General features: G+C 27.3%; 16 protein-coding genes. 4 read left to right on the top strand and 12 right to left on the bottom strand.

Translation table 11 applies throughout. The annotated features are described in order from the left end of the window. Window positions 1-67: 67 nt before the first annotated feature. From I2A75_RS07200 to I2A75_RS07190, 3 genes are all read right to left on the bottom strand, one after another. A complete protein-coding gene (locus I2A75_RS07200) occupies window positions 68-1,147 on the bottom strand; it encodes a diguanylate cyclase (protein ID WP_195263795.1) in 1,080 nt (359 codons plus the stop codon). Between the two features lie 127 nt (window positions 1,148-1,274). Further along, entirely contained in the window at window positions 1,275-2,393 is a 1,119-nt protein-coding gene (locus I2A75_RS07195; RefSeq protein WP_195263794.1) for a Ger(x)C family spore germination protein, read from the bottom strand. Beyond that, window positions 2,390-3,805 (bottom strand): spore germination protein, encoded by a 1,416-nt coding sequence (locus I2A75_RS07190; RefSeq protein WP_195263793.1) that lies wholly within the window; start codon window positions 3,803-3,805, stop codon window positions 2,390-2,392. Before I2A75_RS07190 ends, I2A75_RS07195 begins: the two co-directional genes overlap by 4 nt. Window positions 3,806-4,039: 234 nt before the next feature. On the opposite strand from I2A75_RS07190, the gene I2A75_RS07185 reads away from it, so the two are divergent. The 3 genes from I2A75_RS07185 to I2A75_RS07175 all read left to right on the top strand — a co-directional run bounded on the left by I2A75_RS07185 (window position 4,040) and on the right by I2A75_RS07175 (window position 5,747). After that, complete coding sequence (locus tag I2A75_RS07185; protein WP_195263792.1) at window positions 4,040-5,134, top strand: endospore germination permease; 1,095 nt, start codon at window positions 4,040-4,042, stop codon at window positions 5,132-5,134. A 171-nt stretch (window positions 5,135-5,305) separates the two neighbouring features. After that, window positions 5,306-5,461 (top strand): zinc-ribbon domain-containing protein, encoded by a 156-nt coding sequence (locus tag I2A75_RS07180; protein ID WP_195263791.1) that lies wholly within the window; start codon window positions 5,306-5,308, stop codon window positions 5,459-5,461. A gap of 139 nt (window positions 5,462-5,600) precedes the next feature. After that, complete coding sequence (locus tag I2A75_RS07175) at window positions 5,601-5,747, top strand: hypothetical protein (RefSeq protein WP_195263790.1); 147 nt, start codon at window positions 5,601-5,603, stop codon at window positions 5,745-5,747. A gap of 19 nt (window positions 5,748-5,766) precedes the next feature. Here I2A75_RS07175 and I2A75_RS07170 read toward each other — a convergent pair whose 3' ends face one another. From I2A75_RS07170 to I2A75_RS07145, 6 genes are all read right to left on the bottom strand, one after another. After that, a complete protein-coding gene (locus I2A75_RS07170) occupies window positions 5,767-6,597 on the bottom strand; it encodes an ABC transporter substrate-binding protein (protein ID WP_195263789.1) in 831 nt (276 codons plus the stop codon). Between the two features lie 529 nt (window positions 6,598-7,126). After that, on the bottom strand, window positions 7,127-8,056 hold the full coding sequence (locus tag I2A75_RS07165; RefSeq protein ID WP_195263788.1) for a prenyltransferase: 930 nt from the start codon (window positions 8,054-8,056) through the stop codon (window positions 7,127-7,129). Further along, window positions 8,057-8,896 (bottom strand): carbohydrate ABC transporter permease, encoded by an 840-nt coding sequence (locus tag I2A75_RS07160; RefSeq protein WP_243242067.1) that lies wholly within the window; start codon window positions 8,894-8,896, stop codon window positions 8,057-8,059. After that, window positions 8,877-9,758, bottom strand: coding sequence for a sugar ABC transporter permease (locus I2A75_RS07155; RefSeq protein ID WP_195263787.1), 882 nt, complete (start codon window positions 9,756-9,758; stop codon window positions 8,877-8,879). Before I2A75_RS07155 ends, I2A75_RS07160 begins: the two co-directional genes overlap by 20 nt. After that, a complete protein-coding gene (locus tag I2A75_RS07150) occupies window positions 9,751-11,025 on the bottom strand; it encodes an extracellular solute-binding protein (RefSeq protein WP_195263786.1) in 1,275 nt (424 codons plus the stop codon). Before I2A75_RS07150 ends, I2A75_RS07155 begins: the two co-directional genes overlap by 8 nt. 1 nt (window position 11,026) lies before the next feature. Then, window positions 11,027-12,277: an ABC transporter ATP-binding protein gene (locus tag I2A75_RS07145; protein WP_347707760.1), complete on the bottom strand. Its 1,251-nt coding sequence runs from the start codon at window positions 12,275-12,277 to the stop codon at window positions 11,027-11,029. Between the two features lie 399 nt (window positions 12,278-12,676). On the opposite strand from I2A75_RS07145, the gene trpS reads away from it, so the two are divergent. Continuing rightward, the gene (gene trpS / locus I2A75_RS07140; RefSeq protein ID WP_195263785.1) at window positions 12,677-13,687 is read left to right on the top strand and encodes a tryptophan--tRNA ligase; all 1,011 of its coding nucleotides are present in this window, start codon (window positions 12,677-12,679) and stop codon (window positions 13,685-13,687) included. Window positions 13,688-13,740: 53 nt separating this feature from the next. Here the strand turns inward: trpS and galU are convergent, their stop codons facing one another. The 3 genes from galU to I2A75_RS07125 form a co-directional block, all read right to left on the bottom strand. Continuing rightward, on the bottom strand, window positions 13,741-14,610 hold the full coding sequence (galU, locus tag I2A75_RS07135; RefSeq protein WP_195263784.1) for a UTP--glucose-1-phosphate uridylyltransferase GalU: 870 nt from the start codon (window positions 14,608-14,610) through the stop codon (window positions 13,741-13,743). A gap of 192 nt (window positions 14,611-14,802) precedes the next feature. Next, the gene (locus tag I2A75_RS07130; protein WP_195263783.1) at window positions 14,803-15,693 is read right to left on the bottom strand and encodes a UDP-3-O-(3-hydroxymyristoyl)glucosamine N-acyltransferase; all 891 of its coding nucleotides are present in this window, start codon (window positions 15,691-15,693) and stop codon (window positions 14,803-14,805) included. Between the two features lie 21 nt (window positions 15,694-15,714). Then, entirely contained in the window at window positions 15,715-16,824 is a 1,110-nt protein-coding gene (locus tag I2A75_RS07125; protein WP_195263782.1) for a glycosyltransferase, read from the bottom strand. Between the last annotated feature and the right edge of the window lie 21 nt (window positions 16,825-16,845).

Below are 16,845 nucleotides of genomic sequence, written 5' to 3'. Positions count from 1 at the left end.
CTGAAAATATTTACAATATAATATAAAAAAATAATAAAAGATAGAGAAACTTCTTAATCTCTATCTTTTATCTAAAAAAGTGTGAACTCATAACTTTATTTTTTCCTGCATGCTTTGCTTTGTAAAGACATACATCTGCACAATTAATAACAGCTTCAAGGGTATTTCCATCATTAGGATAAAAGCCTACTCCAAAACTTGCAGTAATGCTTCTTTCATTCTTTTCATTTGAAACCAAATTACTTGATACAGAATCTCTTATCTTATCTATTCTTTTATATATCTCTTCGTTATCACTATTGCAATCTATATATAGTATTATTTCTTCCCCACCATATCTTGCAATTATATCTTTTGGCTCTAGCATACTCCTAATTAAATTTGCAGTTTCTATTAAAACTTTATCACCAAATTGATGTCCTAAGGTATCATTTACCTTTTTAAAGTTATCTAAATCAATCATTACTATAGCATATTTATATATGTTTCCATTAGATAACCTTTCTTCTATAATTTCGTAAAAAGTCTTTCTATTATATATACCTATTAATGAATCATACTTAGCTGCCTTTTCTATCTTTTTATATAAAATAGAATTTTCTAAAGCTATTGCAATTTGGCTTGCTATTGAACTTAAAAATATTTCATGAAATTCTGTTAAAAAATTATAGTGGGTATGGTCGACTACAATATATCCTATATATTTTTCAGCAACTTTTATTGGTACTCCCAGCCTTGAATGAATATATATATTATTTAATTCATCTTTTACAATTGGTTCTTTTGAGTTTAAAATAAATGTTTTATTTTTACTTACGTATTTTATACACTCTTCTGTAAGAACTATACTATCATTTGTACCATTAGTAGCCTTAATGACAAATTTAGAGTCTTCTAACAAATATATTGTAGATTGAGTTACCCCTATAATACCTATTATCATATCATTTATCATAGGTATTATATTTTTACTACTTAAATTTGAATTTATATAATTACTAATTAATATTACATTTGAAAGCATATCAAGGTTTTTTTCATGCTGAACATTAACAGCACTTAATTCTTGTATTTTTTCTTCTGTGATTTTCTGATATCTTTCGTACTCTAACTTAAGTTGCTGATAACTTGCTTTATAATCGTCCATACTCCCTCCCCATCTCATCTTACATAGTATGAATCGAATTCAGATAATCTATAACTTAATATTACTTTATTTTCCTTTTAATATCAATAGCTTTTTGCCCTCTAAATCATTTTCATTGTAGTATTTATTACAGGCTATCTTTGACTAATCCAGTTCCTTCAATTATTAGATTAACATTTACTTCTAAATTTGTATCTGCAATTGGATTGTATACAGCTGCTTTAGGATAGTATATATCAAAAAGTCTTTCAATCTCAAAAACATCTATTTCTTTTTCCTTATACTTATTAAATATATCTTTCAAATAACTTTCTATTTCTTCTTCTTTAACATCTTTAATATACTTCAAAAGTTCATTATCAACTATAAGCCTACCTTGTATTTCTGCAACTGAAGCTTTCATTTCTAGATTTTTAACTAAAGTAATGTTTTCTCCATCATACTTAAGTTTACTTTCTGTACTATTATCCAAAATATCTAATGTAATAAATCCTTGTTCTGATTGTGGATTAGAAATTTCAAGCGTTCCTCTTCTAATATTATTCATAAATAAATTATAGCTCATAGCATCTTTTGAATCTATTTTTTCAACTAATTTATTATCTTTGATTATTGCTCCACCGCCAATTTCTATTTTTTTATCCAATGCATCTTCTCTTATTTCTATAGCACCAACAATATATGTATCACTAGCTGTAATAGAATTACTTAAATAATCATTTATATTTGCTCTCATTGCTCTTGGATTTCTCTTATTTTTATGAACTAATTCTTCTAAATATAATCCTAAATATTCTTCATCACTTGATGTAATTTTAAGCAAATCATCAACTTCACCAAAATATACAAACATATAAGGTTTAATCTGAAACTCTTGATTATTATTTATTAAATCAACATATCTTTTTATTCCATCTCTTGCAGCCTTTTCAGTAAATATATATGCTCTATTTTGTGAATAATTTAATTCATAACTTGAAGCTAAATTCACATCTCTTAGTGCTTCTAATGCTGTTTTTCCTATACCTTTATATATTATTCTCTTCCCCTTATCTGAACTTTCATTAGTACTTCTATAAGGCTTAACACAATCAACATAAACTACGGCTCTTCCAAAATCATCTGTATCAAAAATCACACTAGTTGCAAAACTAACTTTATTTATATCTCTATAATTAAAGCAACCAACTAGAAATAAAGGAATAAAAAATACTGCTAAAATCTTACTTAATCTTTTAAATCTCATTTTTCATCCCCCTTTTTTATAAAATCCTTTGAAATCTTACCTAAGCTTCCTCTAAGCACAACATCTTTAAACCTATATTCGTTAATACTTCCAATTGGAAATAAAAATTGATATCCAATTGAATCTAATTCAGCTAACTGTATTAATAGTAATAAGGATCCACATAAAAACCCTGGTATACCAAATGCAGCAGAAAATCCAACTAAGACTATTGCCCAAAATGAAACTGCTCCATAAAGCTTTGGAATTAAAAAGTATGATAATGTGCTTAAAGCTACAACTATTATTGTTATTCTTGATGCTATCCCTGCTCCAACTGCTGCATCTCCTAAAATTAAAGCTGAAACTATGCTCATTGCACCACCTATTGGTTGTGGAAGTCTAAGTCCTGCTTCTTTTATAAATTGAAAGGCAAGCATCATTAGTATTACTTCTATAAAGGTAGGGAATGGAACTCCTGCCCTGGATACTGCAAGTCTAAACATAAATAATGATGGTATCATTGCAAAATGATACGTTATTATTGCTACATATAATCCTGGTACTAATGTTGCTATAAAAAATGCAAACCATCTTAATATACGATTAAAATTTGTATAATACTTATTTAAATAATAATCATCTGGCATTTGGAAATTTTCTAAAAAGAAATATGGTACAGTAATAACAAATGGCGTACCATCAACTATTACAGCTACCCTTCCTTCTAGTAACTTAGCACTAACTTCATCTGGTTTTTCGGTATATCCTACAGTATCAAAAAAGCTTTTTTGATTTTTTAGGGCATCTTCAACATAATTAGTATCTAGAATAAATCTCAAATCTAAATTATTTACCTTCTCTTTAACATTTTCAACTAAATCCTTTGGCGCAACACCATCTAAATAACATACAGCAACTGCTGTTTGAGATTTTTCTCCTACAACTATAGCTTCAAACTTTAAATCTGGATTTTTAATTCTTCTTCTAATTAATGCAACATTATTAACTATTAATTCATTAAATCCTTCTCTTGGTCCCTTTAATACAGATTCTGTTTCAGGAGTCCCAACCCCTCTTACAGGAAATCCTTTTGCTTCTACATATAATACTTGTTCTAAGCCTTCAAATATTACTGCTGGGTCACCAGATAATATATGCATTATTGCATCATCTAAATCTTTAGCTATACCTGCTGCATTAATATCTAATGAATTTTCTATTAATTGCTCTAGAGTTTCAATTTTTCCACTCTCCGGTTCTATTTCACCAGTGCCACGTAATGGAGAAACCACATATTCACTTATCATTTCTGCATTACATAAGTCATCAATGAAAACTACTGTTGCCTTTCCTAAAACTGTTTGGACTGGCCTATACTTAACATCAAAAGAGTTTTTTAATTTCTCTTTCACATATTCTAAATTATTCATATACATCACCTGATTGTATTATTTGTTGAAAAACTGTTTAATATTCATTTTTTTGCTAATACTAAAAAGGAATAAGAAACAATTGGATAATTGATAATGCATAATGGATAATTGAGGTTTAAACTCTTCCAGAGTTTATTTTTATATTTTTCTAATTTAGCTAAGCTAAATTATTTCATTAATTGTCCATTCTCAATTATCCATTATCCATTAACATAAGAAGGGTGGTTAATAATGAATAAAATTTCTAGTAAACATTTTATATTATTTGTAATTGGGGTGGCTCTTATATCTGTTAAAACATATCCATCTATATTCATAGATATAGGGGGAAGAGATACTTGGCTAGCTTCTCTTATAGCGTCAATTATATTTGTTATCTTTTTAATGTACATAATTAATATTTGTGTTTCCACTAAGACTTTTGATATAAATGATATTTTTGCTCGTTCTATGCCAAAAGCTATTAGTATTATTTTAATGCTTATATTTGTACTTACTTTATTTATAAATGCTATTGAATCAGCTGCTGTTGAAGCTAATGTATTACACTCTACATTATTTCTTGAAACTCCAGTTTGGTATGCATTAATATTTTTTATACTTCCATCACTTTTTATTTTTAATAAAAGGTTACGTACTATATTAATATTTGTTTTAGTAAGTGTTTTTGTAGTTATAATTAATGGAATAGTCTTTTTTGCATTAACCCAAAGTTATAAGGATATAAATAATTTATTACCTGTACTTGGAAACGGTATATCTTCAGGCTTTACTGTTTCTCTTTTCCTAATTTTAGGTGGATTTTCCTCATTTATGATTGCAATACCATTTTTAAAGTATATAAATGAATTAGAACATATAAGAAAACATACTCTTTATGCCGGAGTTATAACTTCTGCCTTTATCGTTGTCTCAATAGTTGGAGTAATTACAGCTTTTGGTCCACTAAGATCAGCCAATATTTTTTATCCAGAATTTATATTAGGGCAAAGAATTGAAGTTGCAGGATTTTTAGAATTTGGTGAATTATTTTTCATAATTCAAACAGTATTAGGTTTCTTTATTAAGTATGTGTTGGCTACTTATAGCATATTGCTAATTCTAGGCAAGTATATTAAAAATAAACGTCTTTTCATAGGTATATATACTTTTTTAATATTTGTTTTATCAAGCTTTTTAGGAATGAATAACTACATACTTTATGACGTATTAAAGTATTTACAAATAATTAATTTATTTAGTTTTGTTTTAATACCACTTATAGTATTTTCTACTTATTACTTTAAATTTAAATCCAAAGAGAAATTATCTAAAAATTCTAAATAAACCAAAAACTTTTTAATATTACTTATTGAATTTATCTTAGTTTATGGTATAATTATTTTGAAAATTTAAATGATTAGGAAAATCTCGATACATTCTTTCCTTAAAGTTCAACTTACTTAAGAAAAGAAACCTATCAAGTTTATACCTATGAATTTTAAGGAGGATTTTAAAATGGAAGATAAGAAAATAATTTGTAAAGATTGTGGAAAGGAATTTGTTTTCACTGTTGGAGAACAAGAATTCTACAAAGAAAAGGGATTTGACAATGAACCAGTAAGATGCCCTGAATGTAGAAAGGCTAGAAAAGCTCAAAACAACAGAAGATAGTTTCTGTTTTAAAGACTAACCATTTAATGGTTAGTCTTTGTTTATTTATAAGATTTTTTTTGCATAATAAGTATTTTTTTATTAATTTTGTACAAACTAATAATCTATACATAATTTATATAATAGGAGGACATATATAATGAAATCATTAAAAATATTTTTTACTGTATTAATTTTGCTGGTGCTAGTTTCTTTAATATTTAAATTTTCATTTTGGGCTATAGATGCTATACTACTTTCAGCAATATTTTTATTACTAATAGATATTTTTTATGTTAAAGCTTAAGATTGGTTATAAATTAATTTTATATTATATTTTTTATTAAATTACTTGCATTGTATACTTTTTTAATTTCTCCCTCTCTATACATCCATTCTTGGCATAAATCAAAATCTTCTTTTTTATAATTGTCGCTTATTTCAAATATAAAATCTTTAAATCCTTCTGCTAATTCTTTTGAATATCCGCAAAATTCCATGAAATAATTAGCCTTATCTTCTTTTGAAGAATTATTAAATATTCTAGCTGCTTCGTTTAATGCCTTATGAAAATTTTTAACTCCTTCTGAATTGTTATTATAAAATTCTTCATCAAAGCACCACATAACTAAATTTTTATCACTGTTTCTTGAATCCCAAATTATTTTGCCACCATCATTGGTTATCTTTGATACAAAAGGTTCAATTGCTACTAAAGCATCTATTTCCCCCTTTTTAAGTGCCTCAATTCTCTCGTATGTATTATTAATCCAAACTATCTTAGGATTCTTTATAATATCTTTTAAATCATTTTCTAAAAATAATCTAAATAGTCCCGATCTATTTACTCCAACTCTTATTCCTTCCAAATCGCCATTAATGTCTTTGCTTCCAACTAAATTAATAGTTCTTGTTAAATTTGAAGTTATAACAGCTTTTTTTCCTTTTTCAAGCATATAAAAGAAAAATGTTGTGTCTCCCATCATAGCATCTGACCTTCCTTCTAGAAACTCAATATTTCCCTTAAAGAAGAAATCTTCATCTAAATATAAATTCATATCTATACCATACTTTTTAAATATTCCTTGCCTGTCTGCTAATATTGCTGTTAAGCTTAATGGATTATTCTTTATTAAGTTTAAATTTATTTTTACCATGTTTACCCCTCCACATATTTTTTCTTGAACTAGATATATTTCAAAATATACGCTTGATATTATTAATTCAAATACTAATAACTACAATAACTTATATATAAGATAATTTTGTATTTAATAGATCAATTTATTTTTATAACTTTAACTATAAAAATGTAGTTACTTAATTATTCTATATAGTAACTACATTTATATAGTCAATTTATCTTTATTTTAAGTAACCACATTTATATAAATATTTTATTATTTAACTATATTAACTTCATTTATGTAGTTACTTTCTCTTTAATTATAGTAACTACACTTTTTTTATTACTTTAATGTTTAATTATAGTAATACACTTTCGTAGTTACTTTATCATTTATATATAGTAACCACATTTATGTAATTACTTTATATTTATCTATAATAACTACATTTGTAGTTACCTTATCTTTAAATACGGTAACTACACTTTTATAGCTACCTTACTATACTTAAAGATATAATTTTAAAATTATATCTTTAAGTATTATTTTAAAATCTAACTTAATTTATGATGATGCATATTAAAAATTCTAGTGAAATTATAAAATGAAAACTATATATAAGAAGTAGTGGTCTTGGTCCCCACTCTCTTCCCATTTCTTTATAGACCTCTTGTATTTTATAATAATCCTTATACCATTTCACATATCCATAATAATAAAATATCAATATACCTGATATAAATATTAGTAAATTTATTTTCGATAGCGTTAATAATATTATCCATGATATAACCATTATTATTGCTTCTGGTATTATTATCTTGATGGAGTTTCTAAATCCAATAACATGAGGTAATGTTACCCTAACCCCTTTATCTTTTTCATAATCTGAAGTATTGTTAGTAGACATTAAAAATACAGTCATTATCATAGCTATAAGTGAATATAAGAATATTTCTATACTCATCTTTCCTTGCTGTATGTAAGCCGATACAAAACTACTTATTCCTCCAGCAAATATTCCTGATACTAATTCACCAACTGGGTAAATTATATATGGCTTTGGTCCTAAAGAATAAGTTAATGCAGCAAGTGCACTTACTATTCCTATAATTAATATATTTATATTATTAGTTATAAAAACTACTAAAAGCCCACTTCCTCCACCTAAAGCCAACATGAAAAGTAAAGCTATTACTGCATCTAAAAACTTCGCATCTCCTCTTACTAAGCCTTCACTACCTAAATGACCTGTAAATGTATCTTCATTTTCTTCATTCTTTAAAAATGCTCTTATTTCATTTGCTATATTTGCCACTATATTTAAGCTAAAGCCTGCAATAAACATTAAAACTAGTGGTAATATTTTTATATCTTTTGCTAAATAAGCTCCAAATAATCCACCACTAAGTGCTGGAAGTCCAGTTGCAAATCCCGTTCTTAGTTCCATTACTGTATAAATTCGTTTTAAAAAATTGTTCTTTTTCATTTATCTAATACTCCCTGAAGTTATTCCTTCGTAAATATGCTTTTGCAAAAATATGAAAAATAATATCATTGGTATCATGCTTATTACAATGGCTGCACAAATTACTTGCCATTCTGTTGATGCTGGTCCTATAAATTTAAACAAAGTTGTTGATACAGTGTTTAACCCTTCCCCTGGCATATATAAATATGGAACGTAAAAATCATTATATATTGTAATTATCTTAAGCATAATTGCTGTTGCTGTTGCTGGTTTTAATAAAGGAAATATAACTTTTTTGTATATTTTAAAATATCCTGCTCCTTCAAGCATTGCAGCCTTATCTAAATCTCTAGGAATCTTTTCTAAAGCTTGTATATAAATATATATCATTAAAACATCTGCTCCTAAATATATAATTATAGGTGCAAGTCTAGTATTATATATTCCTACAGCATCAATTATTTTAAAAGTTGCAACTTGAGACATCTCCATTGGTACTATTGATACAAACAAATACATAAATAATATTATCTTTTTGAACTTAAAATCAAATCTGCTTATAACAAAAGCCACCATAGATCCTAGGATTACACTTCCTATTGCGCCAAAAAATATTAAGATAAATGTATTAATAAAACCAATTAACATTTTTCCATCTACAAAAGCTCTTATGTAATTTTCAAAATAACTAAAGCTACTAGGCATAGTTATTCCACTAGTTCTTGTAAATTCATCATAGGTTTTAAAAGAACCAAAAACCACAGTAATTATAGGTAAAAAAATTACTATAGTCCAAAGTATTAAAGTAGTGTATTTTAGCACTTTTAATAATATAGATTTAATACTCATCTTCATCATTACTATACACCTTCTTTTGAATAAGAGTTGCAATTACAATTATTATTGTAATTATTACTGCCATACTAGCTGCAAGTCCTATTTTCTTTTGCTCAAATGCAGTTTTCATAGTTTGTAATAAAAATGTACTCGTTCCATTTGAGCCATTAGTCATTATCATAGGTATTTCAAAAACAGAAATTGCACCTATAATTAGTAATATAAAATTTATCTTAACTATTGTATGTATATTAGGTAATATCACATATCTAACCTTTTGCATTACAGAAGCTCCTTCTATTTCTGCTGCCTTTATGTATTCCTTTGGTATAGATTGAATTGCTCCAAAATACATAATAAAACTTCTACCTGTAAATCTCCAAAGTGATATGCTAGCTAATGTATAATTAACAAACCTAGGATCTCCAAGCCAATAATGTATAAACTCTCCAAGACCTAAAGCTCCTAATGAAGCATCAAAAGTTCCTCCTGGTTCAAAGAATATTCTAAATATCATCGATATAGCAACTCCACTTATAAGAGTTGGAAATACAAATGTAGCCTTAAAAAAACTTTTAAATTTAACTTTAAAAGAAAGCATTATAGCAAAAAACATTGCTACTATTATTTGAAGTATTCCAGATAAAAAGTAATATAGGCTATTTTTAAATACTTGAAAATATGATGGATCTGTTAAAACCTTTATGTAATTGTCAAAACCAACGAACTCCTTAGTCTTTGATATACCATTCCATGAAGTGAAGCTATATATAAATAGCTCTATTATAGGTAAAAATCCAAATAAAAATAATAATAAAAGTGGAAAAAAAAGAAAGAGAAAAATAATTTTTCTTTCTTTTTTTCTTAAGTTTATATTATTCATTTGCTTTTACTGCTGCTTCCCATTTAGCTTCTAATGAATTGATATAATCACTATAACTTTCATTTTGATTTGGATACATTCCTATATTAATAACCTTTTGAAGTACATCTGTTAATCTACCAACACCTACTTCATTAGCTATTGCAGTGTATTTTGCATCAACTTCTGGTGTTTCAGTTGGTACAGTTAATATTATATTATTGTTTTCAAACATTACTTTTTGTTCGTCAGTTAAATCTTCTTTGCTTGGTGACATTCCACCTAAATCATCTGCATATCCACTTTTAGCTGAAATAAAGAAATCTAAAAATGCTTTAGCTGTTGCTTTATTTTCACTATTTTTATTTATTCCTATTACTGATGGTGCTCCAAATGCAATACTTGTTTGTCCATTAAACTTTACTGGTAGTGGAGCTATATTTATTTTGCTATTGTTTGTGCTTAGACCTTGAATCATCTTTGCATCTTGAGAACCCTTCATTATCATTGCAACTTTACCATCTGCAAGCATTTGTAGTGACTTAGCAAAATCACCTGTAACTGGATCCTCTTCTATAAGTCCATTTGAAGATAACTCATAAAATAAATCCATTATTTCACGTATTGGTTGACCTTCTTTAAAGGCTGTTCCTACATTTAACATTTCTGATCTATATTGCTCTCCGCCATAAGATGTTAAAGTTCCACCCCAAGTACCTAGTGTTTTATTATAATTTGTATAGAAAGGTATAGCATCTGTATTTTCTTTCACTTTCTTTGCTGCTTCTATCATTTCTTCTGTTGATGTTGGCATAGATTCTACTCCTGCCTTTTTAAGAACTTCTTCATTATATATAATTCCTAGTGAATTTACAGCTGCTGGTAATCCGTATGATATACCATCATAATCTGCTTCTGTAACATCTATGTACTTTTCTTCTAATTCCTCAACTTTTCCTAATGGTTCAAAATAATTTTCATATTCTTCTGGAGTACCATTCATAGTGAATGGAAGAAATAAAACATCACCATAATCTTTAGTATTCATTCTAGTCATTATGTAATTGTCATAATCTGCAGCTGATTCCCATATTATATCCTCAACACTTGGATATAACTTTTTAAAATCCTCTTCCATTTTTTCAAATAGCTTGTCTGCATCTGTTCTAGATGTAACCACCTTTATAGTTCCACCTATTTCATCATTTTTCTTTTCTTCAGCCTTAGCGCATCCAACCATAAGTATAGGTAACATTAATAAAGTACTAATTATTTTCCTTGCCTTCATCTTACTTACTCCTTATATTTTTTTGTGTTAATTTATTAAAAATATTAGCCTTAGTAAAGTTAAAACTAATATTAACCTTTTCATCTATCTTTAAATCATTCATATCATGAGATTTCCATGTAAATCTTATTCCTTCATATAAAAGATGATAAATAGTTTCACTTCCTAAATACTCGATTTTCTCTATGGTAGCATCTATAAAGTTTTTATTTGTATTCTCCTTATAATCCTTATTGCTACAATCTCTATCATAGTTATTTACATTATCTGCATTATCATCAATTTTATTAGATTCATTTGTATCCTTTATACAATCTTTATTTTCATTCTTATCTACATGATGTAAAATATCTTTATTGTTAATGTCTCTATTTATATTATCTATATTTTTAATATCTTCTGCTCTTAACCCAATTATATATTCACCTATATCTAAATCATTAAACTCTATTGGTTTAATAAATTTAATAGAATCATTTAGTAACATATAATCTTCCTTTATAGATAAATTAAATAAATTCATTTGAGGCCTTCCAATAAATGTGGCTACAAAAACATTACTAGGATTTTTATAAATTTCTAAAGGAGTTCCTATTTGCTGAATTTCTCCTTCATTTAATATAACTATTTTATCTGCCATTGTTAAAGCTTCTACTTGATCATGTGTAACATATATAGTAGTTGCATTTAATTCCTTATGTAAATTTGTTATTTCATTAGAAGTTGCTGTTCTAAGCTTTGCATCTAAATTAGACAATGGTTCATCCATTAAAAATACCTTAGGATTCCTTACCATTGCTCTAGCAAGAGCTATTCTCTGTCTTTGTCCTCCAGATAAATTTTTAGGCTTTGATTTTAGACAATCTTCAAGATGTAATATCTTAGCTGCCCACATTACCTTTTCATTTATTTCACTCTTCCTTACTTTTCTTATCTTCATTCCAAAAGCAATATTTTCATATGCTGTTAAATGAGGATATAAAGCATAGTTTTGAAATACCATTGAAACATTTCTGTCTTTTGGTTCTATGTTATTAATTATTTTATTATCTATTTTTATATTTCCTTCAGTAATGTCCTCAAATCCACAAATTAAATCTAAAAGAGTTGATTTACCACTACCACTAGGCCCAACGATAACTACAAACTCACCTTTTTCTATTGTGAAATTTATATCTTTAATTGCATATTTACCACTATTTTTATATTTCTTTGATAAATCATTAAATTCTATATAGCTAATATAAATCACCTCCACAGTAGGCTTACATAAAACACATAAAAAACCTATATAATTCTAACTTTTAATTCTGATTTTGTCAAACTTATAACAATATCATTTTAATTGTAATATTATACAATTAAACTTCCTTATAAAGCTACAAATATAAACTTTTAGGGTATATTAATTTTAAATCTATAGTTACAAAATTGAATCAGAAAATTAAAGTTATATAAGACTTTTTATATCTCATTAAAGGACTACATATATAAACTTTTACTACTTAAAATCACTACCATATCCTATACATAAAATTTATTAAATCTTGTATAATGTCATTCTTTGTTGACATGAGAATTTTCCAAATCTATAATTAATACTATAGTTAAACGTTATATATAACATGCACAAATGAAAGGAGTGCTTTAATTGGAAAATAATACAGAACAAAAGAAGGTTATTTTTAGTGGAATCCAACCTTCTGGACAATTAACTTTAGGAAATTATTTAGGAGCAATAAAAAATTGGGTTGCCCTTCAAGATGAATTTGATTGTTATTTTTGTGTAGTTGATTTACATGCAATAACTGTTAGACAAGAACCTAAGGATTTAAGACAAAGAACTCTTGAAGTCCTTGCAATATATATAGCTTCAGGTATAGTTCCTGAAAAGAATACTTTATTTATTCAATCACATGTTCCTGCTCATAGCGAATGTGCATGGCTTTTAACATGTAACACTTATATGGGTGAACTTAGCAGAATGACTCAATATAAAGATAAATCACAAAGATACGGTGATTCAATAGGGGCAGGCCTATTTACTTATCCAGTTTTAATGGCTGCTGATATTCTTTTATACAATACAGATTTAGTGCCTGTTGGCCAAGACCAAAAACAACATCTAGAAATAGCTAGAGATATTGCTAACAGATTTAACAATACTTATAGCCCAACATTTAAAATTCCAGATCCTTATATTCCAAAGGTTGGAGCTAAGGTTATGAGTTTACAAGATCCAACTAAAAAGATGTCTAAATCAGATGACAATCCAAATGCTTACATCTTAATAATGGATCCACCTGAAGTAATAAGAAAAAAAGTTTCTAGAGCTGTAACTGATAGCCTTGGAGTTATAAATTATTCTGATGAACAACCAGGTGTTAAAAATTTACTTGATCTTCTAATAGCAATTAATGGTTCAACAGCAGAAGAACTTGTAGCTTACTATAAAGATAAAGGCTATGCTGATTTAAAGAAAGATGTTGCTGATGCTATAGTTAGCGAATTAGAACCAATTCAAAATAAAGTCAAAGAAATCCTTAAAGACAAAAAAGCATTAGAAGATATCTACAAACTAGGTGCTGAAAAAGCAAACTATATTTCAATGAAAACACTTAGAAAAATGCAAAAGAAGATTGGGTTTATTCCTAGGGGATAATTAAAAAAGTTGGATGAGTTAATTTCATCCAACTTTTTATATACCCGTATTAATTATTTTTTCCAATCTCTATTTGTTAAGTATTGTATAAATGGTTCTCTAAGCTCTTCTCTTTTTAAAGCAAACTCAACAGTAGCTTGTAAGAAACCAAGCTTATCTCCTACGTCATATCTTCTTCCTTCAAAATTGTAAGCATACATAGCTTCATTTTCAATTAAAGTTTGCAATGCATCTGTAAGTTGGATTTCTCCCCCTTTACCTGGCTTTGTATTTTGTAATATATCAAATATTTGAGGAGTTATTATATACCTTCCTAAAATAGCAACATTGCTTGGTGCCTCATCTATAGCTGGCTTTTCAACTAATTTTTTTACTTTATAAACTCTATCTTCAATATGAATTCCATCTACTATACCATACTTACTTACATCTTCATGAGCTACAGTTTGAACTCCTAAAATAGATGTCTTGTATTCTTTATAACAATCCATTAATTGCTTTAAACAAGGAACTTCTGAATCTACTACATCATCACCTAATAATACTGCAAATGGCTCATTGCCAACGAAGGCTCTTGCGCATAATATTGCATGTCCTAATCCCTTAGGTTCTTTTTGTCTTATGTAGTGAATATCAACCATATCTGATATCCCTCTTACAAGTTCTAAAAGATCCTCTTTATGATTTTTCTCTAGTTCCATTTCTAGTTCTATTGATTTATCAAAGTGGTCTTCAATACATTTTTTATTTCTTCCAGTTATTATTAAAATTTCTTCAATTCCTGAAGCTACAGCTTCTTCAATAATGTATTGTATAGTTGGTTTATCAACTATTGGAAGCATTTCCTTAGGTTGAGCCTTTGTAGCTGGTAAAAACCTAGTTCCAAGCCCAGCTGCTGGTATAATAGCTTTTCTTACTTTCATATTTATCCCTCTCATTCACATATCTTTACATAATATTTATAATTAATTTTAGCATATTAATAAAAATAGTTCAATTTATGGTATATACAAATTGAACTATTTTATAAATTTAAATAATATTACTAACCATGTATTAGAAACATCTTAAATATTCATCTTTAATTTAATTTTTTTGTATATCTTAATAATATCCTATCTGATATTTTTTATAAAATCTATATATTTATTATGATCAATTGCAAAGTTACCAGAAACCTTACTATTTTCTTTTAAACTTCTTGTAACAACAGCTCCAAGGCTAACACTTGAATTACTTCCAATTATAAGTCCATTTGAAACAGTTGCTCCTATTCCAAACCAACAATCATCTCCTATTATAGTTCTACCACCTATTGTTGTCTTCGATGTAATGAAACATCTCTTACCTACTTTTACAGCATGAGCTATATGAACAAGATTGTCTATTCTACTATACTCTCCTATTATAGTATTATCCCAAGGATAAATCGCTTTATCTACACAAGCAGAATATTGAATTTCGGCGTTTTCTTCAATTATTACTCCACCAATATGAGCAACTCCTATTGTTTTATTATCATATCTCTTAAATTCGTAGCCTTCTCCACCAATTACAGTATTAGCTCTAATTATGCAGTTATCCTTAATTGTAGTATGCTCACGAATAATTACATATTCTTCAATCACTACATTATTACCAATTTTAACATTCTTATTACTAATAATTGCAGTTGGAGAAATAACACAATTTTCTCCTATTTCAGTTTCAAAATCTTCTCTTTTATAATCTTTATTTTCAATTAACTTATTATGTAAATTGAAAAAATCTATTCTTGGAACCTCTGAAATTATGACACCAATTTCTTCTGGAATCTTGCTTGCCATTTCCTTTGTAGTAATAACACATGAAATACTTTTGCTTAATTGACTTAAAAATTTCTCACTTTCAATAAATGATAATAATTTTTCATTTGCTTCAGAAATATTTAATCCCAAAGATGAAAATTCTCCATCTCTAAAAAGTTCAAAATTACTATCTAAAGCTAAAATTCCACTTAGTAACATATAGCATCCTCCCTTAATTCTCTACTTTAACACTTTTTCATATAATTCTAGTAGCTTCTTTTCCTCTCTATCCCATGAAAAATTATTAATAAAGCTTTCTTTATTCTCTTTACCTATAATCTCTATTCTACTTCTATCCTCTGAGAAATATTCAATTCCTTCTTTAATACTATTAATATCTAAAGGATCCACATACTTTCCTACATTTCCGAAGAACTTTTTCCAGAATTCAAAATCAGATAATACTAATGGTTTTTCACAAGCCATATATTCAAGTACCTTTATTGGAATACTTTCTTTATAATTTTCAGTAGGATATAAAGTACACATTCCTAAATCTGCTGCTTTGATATATGAATAAACATCTTTAACGGGAAGTGATCCAAAATATTTACAATATTTATATCCTTCCAAACTCATACATTCTTCTTTTAGCTCTTCACTTTCAAAAGGTCCTAATATCCAAAGTTCAACTTTTCCTAAGAAAAGTTCTGTTACTTGTATAAGTTCCCTAATTCCTCTAATCTTAGTAATAGACCCAACATAAATTATAACAAACTTATCATTATCTTCTCTTTTTATTGGTTTTGCATTTTCTATTACGTCTCTTATTGCAAAATTCTTTACTGAAATACTATTTTTATTATCAAACTTAGCTGCTAATTCATCACTTGCTGCTATAATTGCATCAAAATTTTTGCTTCTATTTTTCTCGTAAAAATTATATCCTCTAGAAACTATTTTTCTTACCCACATAGGGCCTAAATAACTTTTAGCTAGAATTTGCTTTGGAACATCTTCATGAACATCATAAATTACTTTCTTTCCCTTTTTCTTTAATGCCATCCCTAATTTTATTAGTTCTGGATCGTGAAAATGATATAAATCTGCATCTAATTCAATAGCTTTGTCTAAAGCTATTCTACTCTTTTTAAATAGTCTATGTAATCTACCAGTATTACTATGATCTAACGCTTTTATATTAGTTCCATATAAAGTTTTATCGTGATCTGAATTTATTATTAAAGAAACATCATAACCTGCTTTACTTAAACTCTGACACTCCTTTAAAAGTATTCTACTATCATTTTCTTTATGTGCAGTAGAAATATGACAAATTTTGTTTTTCATTACTTATCTCCTCAAAAATAA

The sequence above is a fragment of the Clostridium sp. 1001275B_160808_H3 genome (assembly GCF_015550425.1).
Lineage (GTDB): Bacteria > Bacillota > Clostridia > Clostridiales > Clostridiaceae > Clostridium.
The sequence above is the reverse complement of the archived record's forward strand: the minus strand, read 5'-3'. Positions and strand labels throughout refer to the sequence as shown.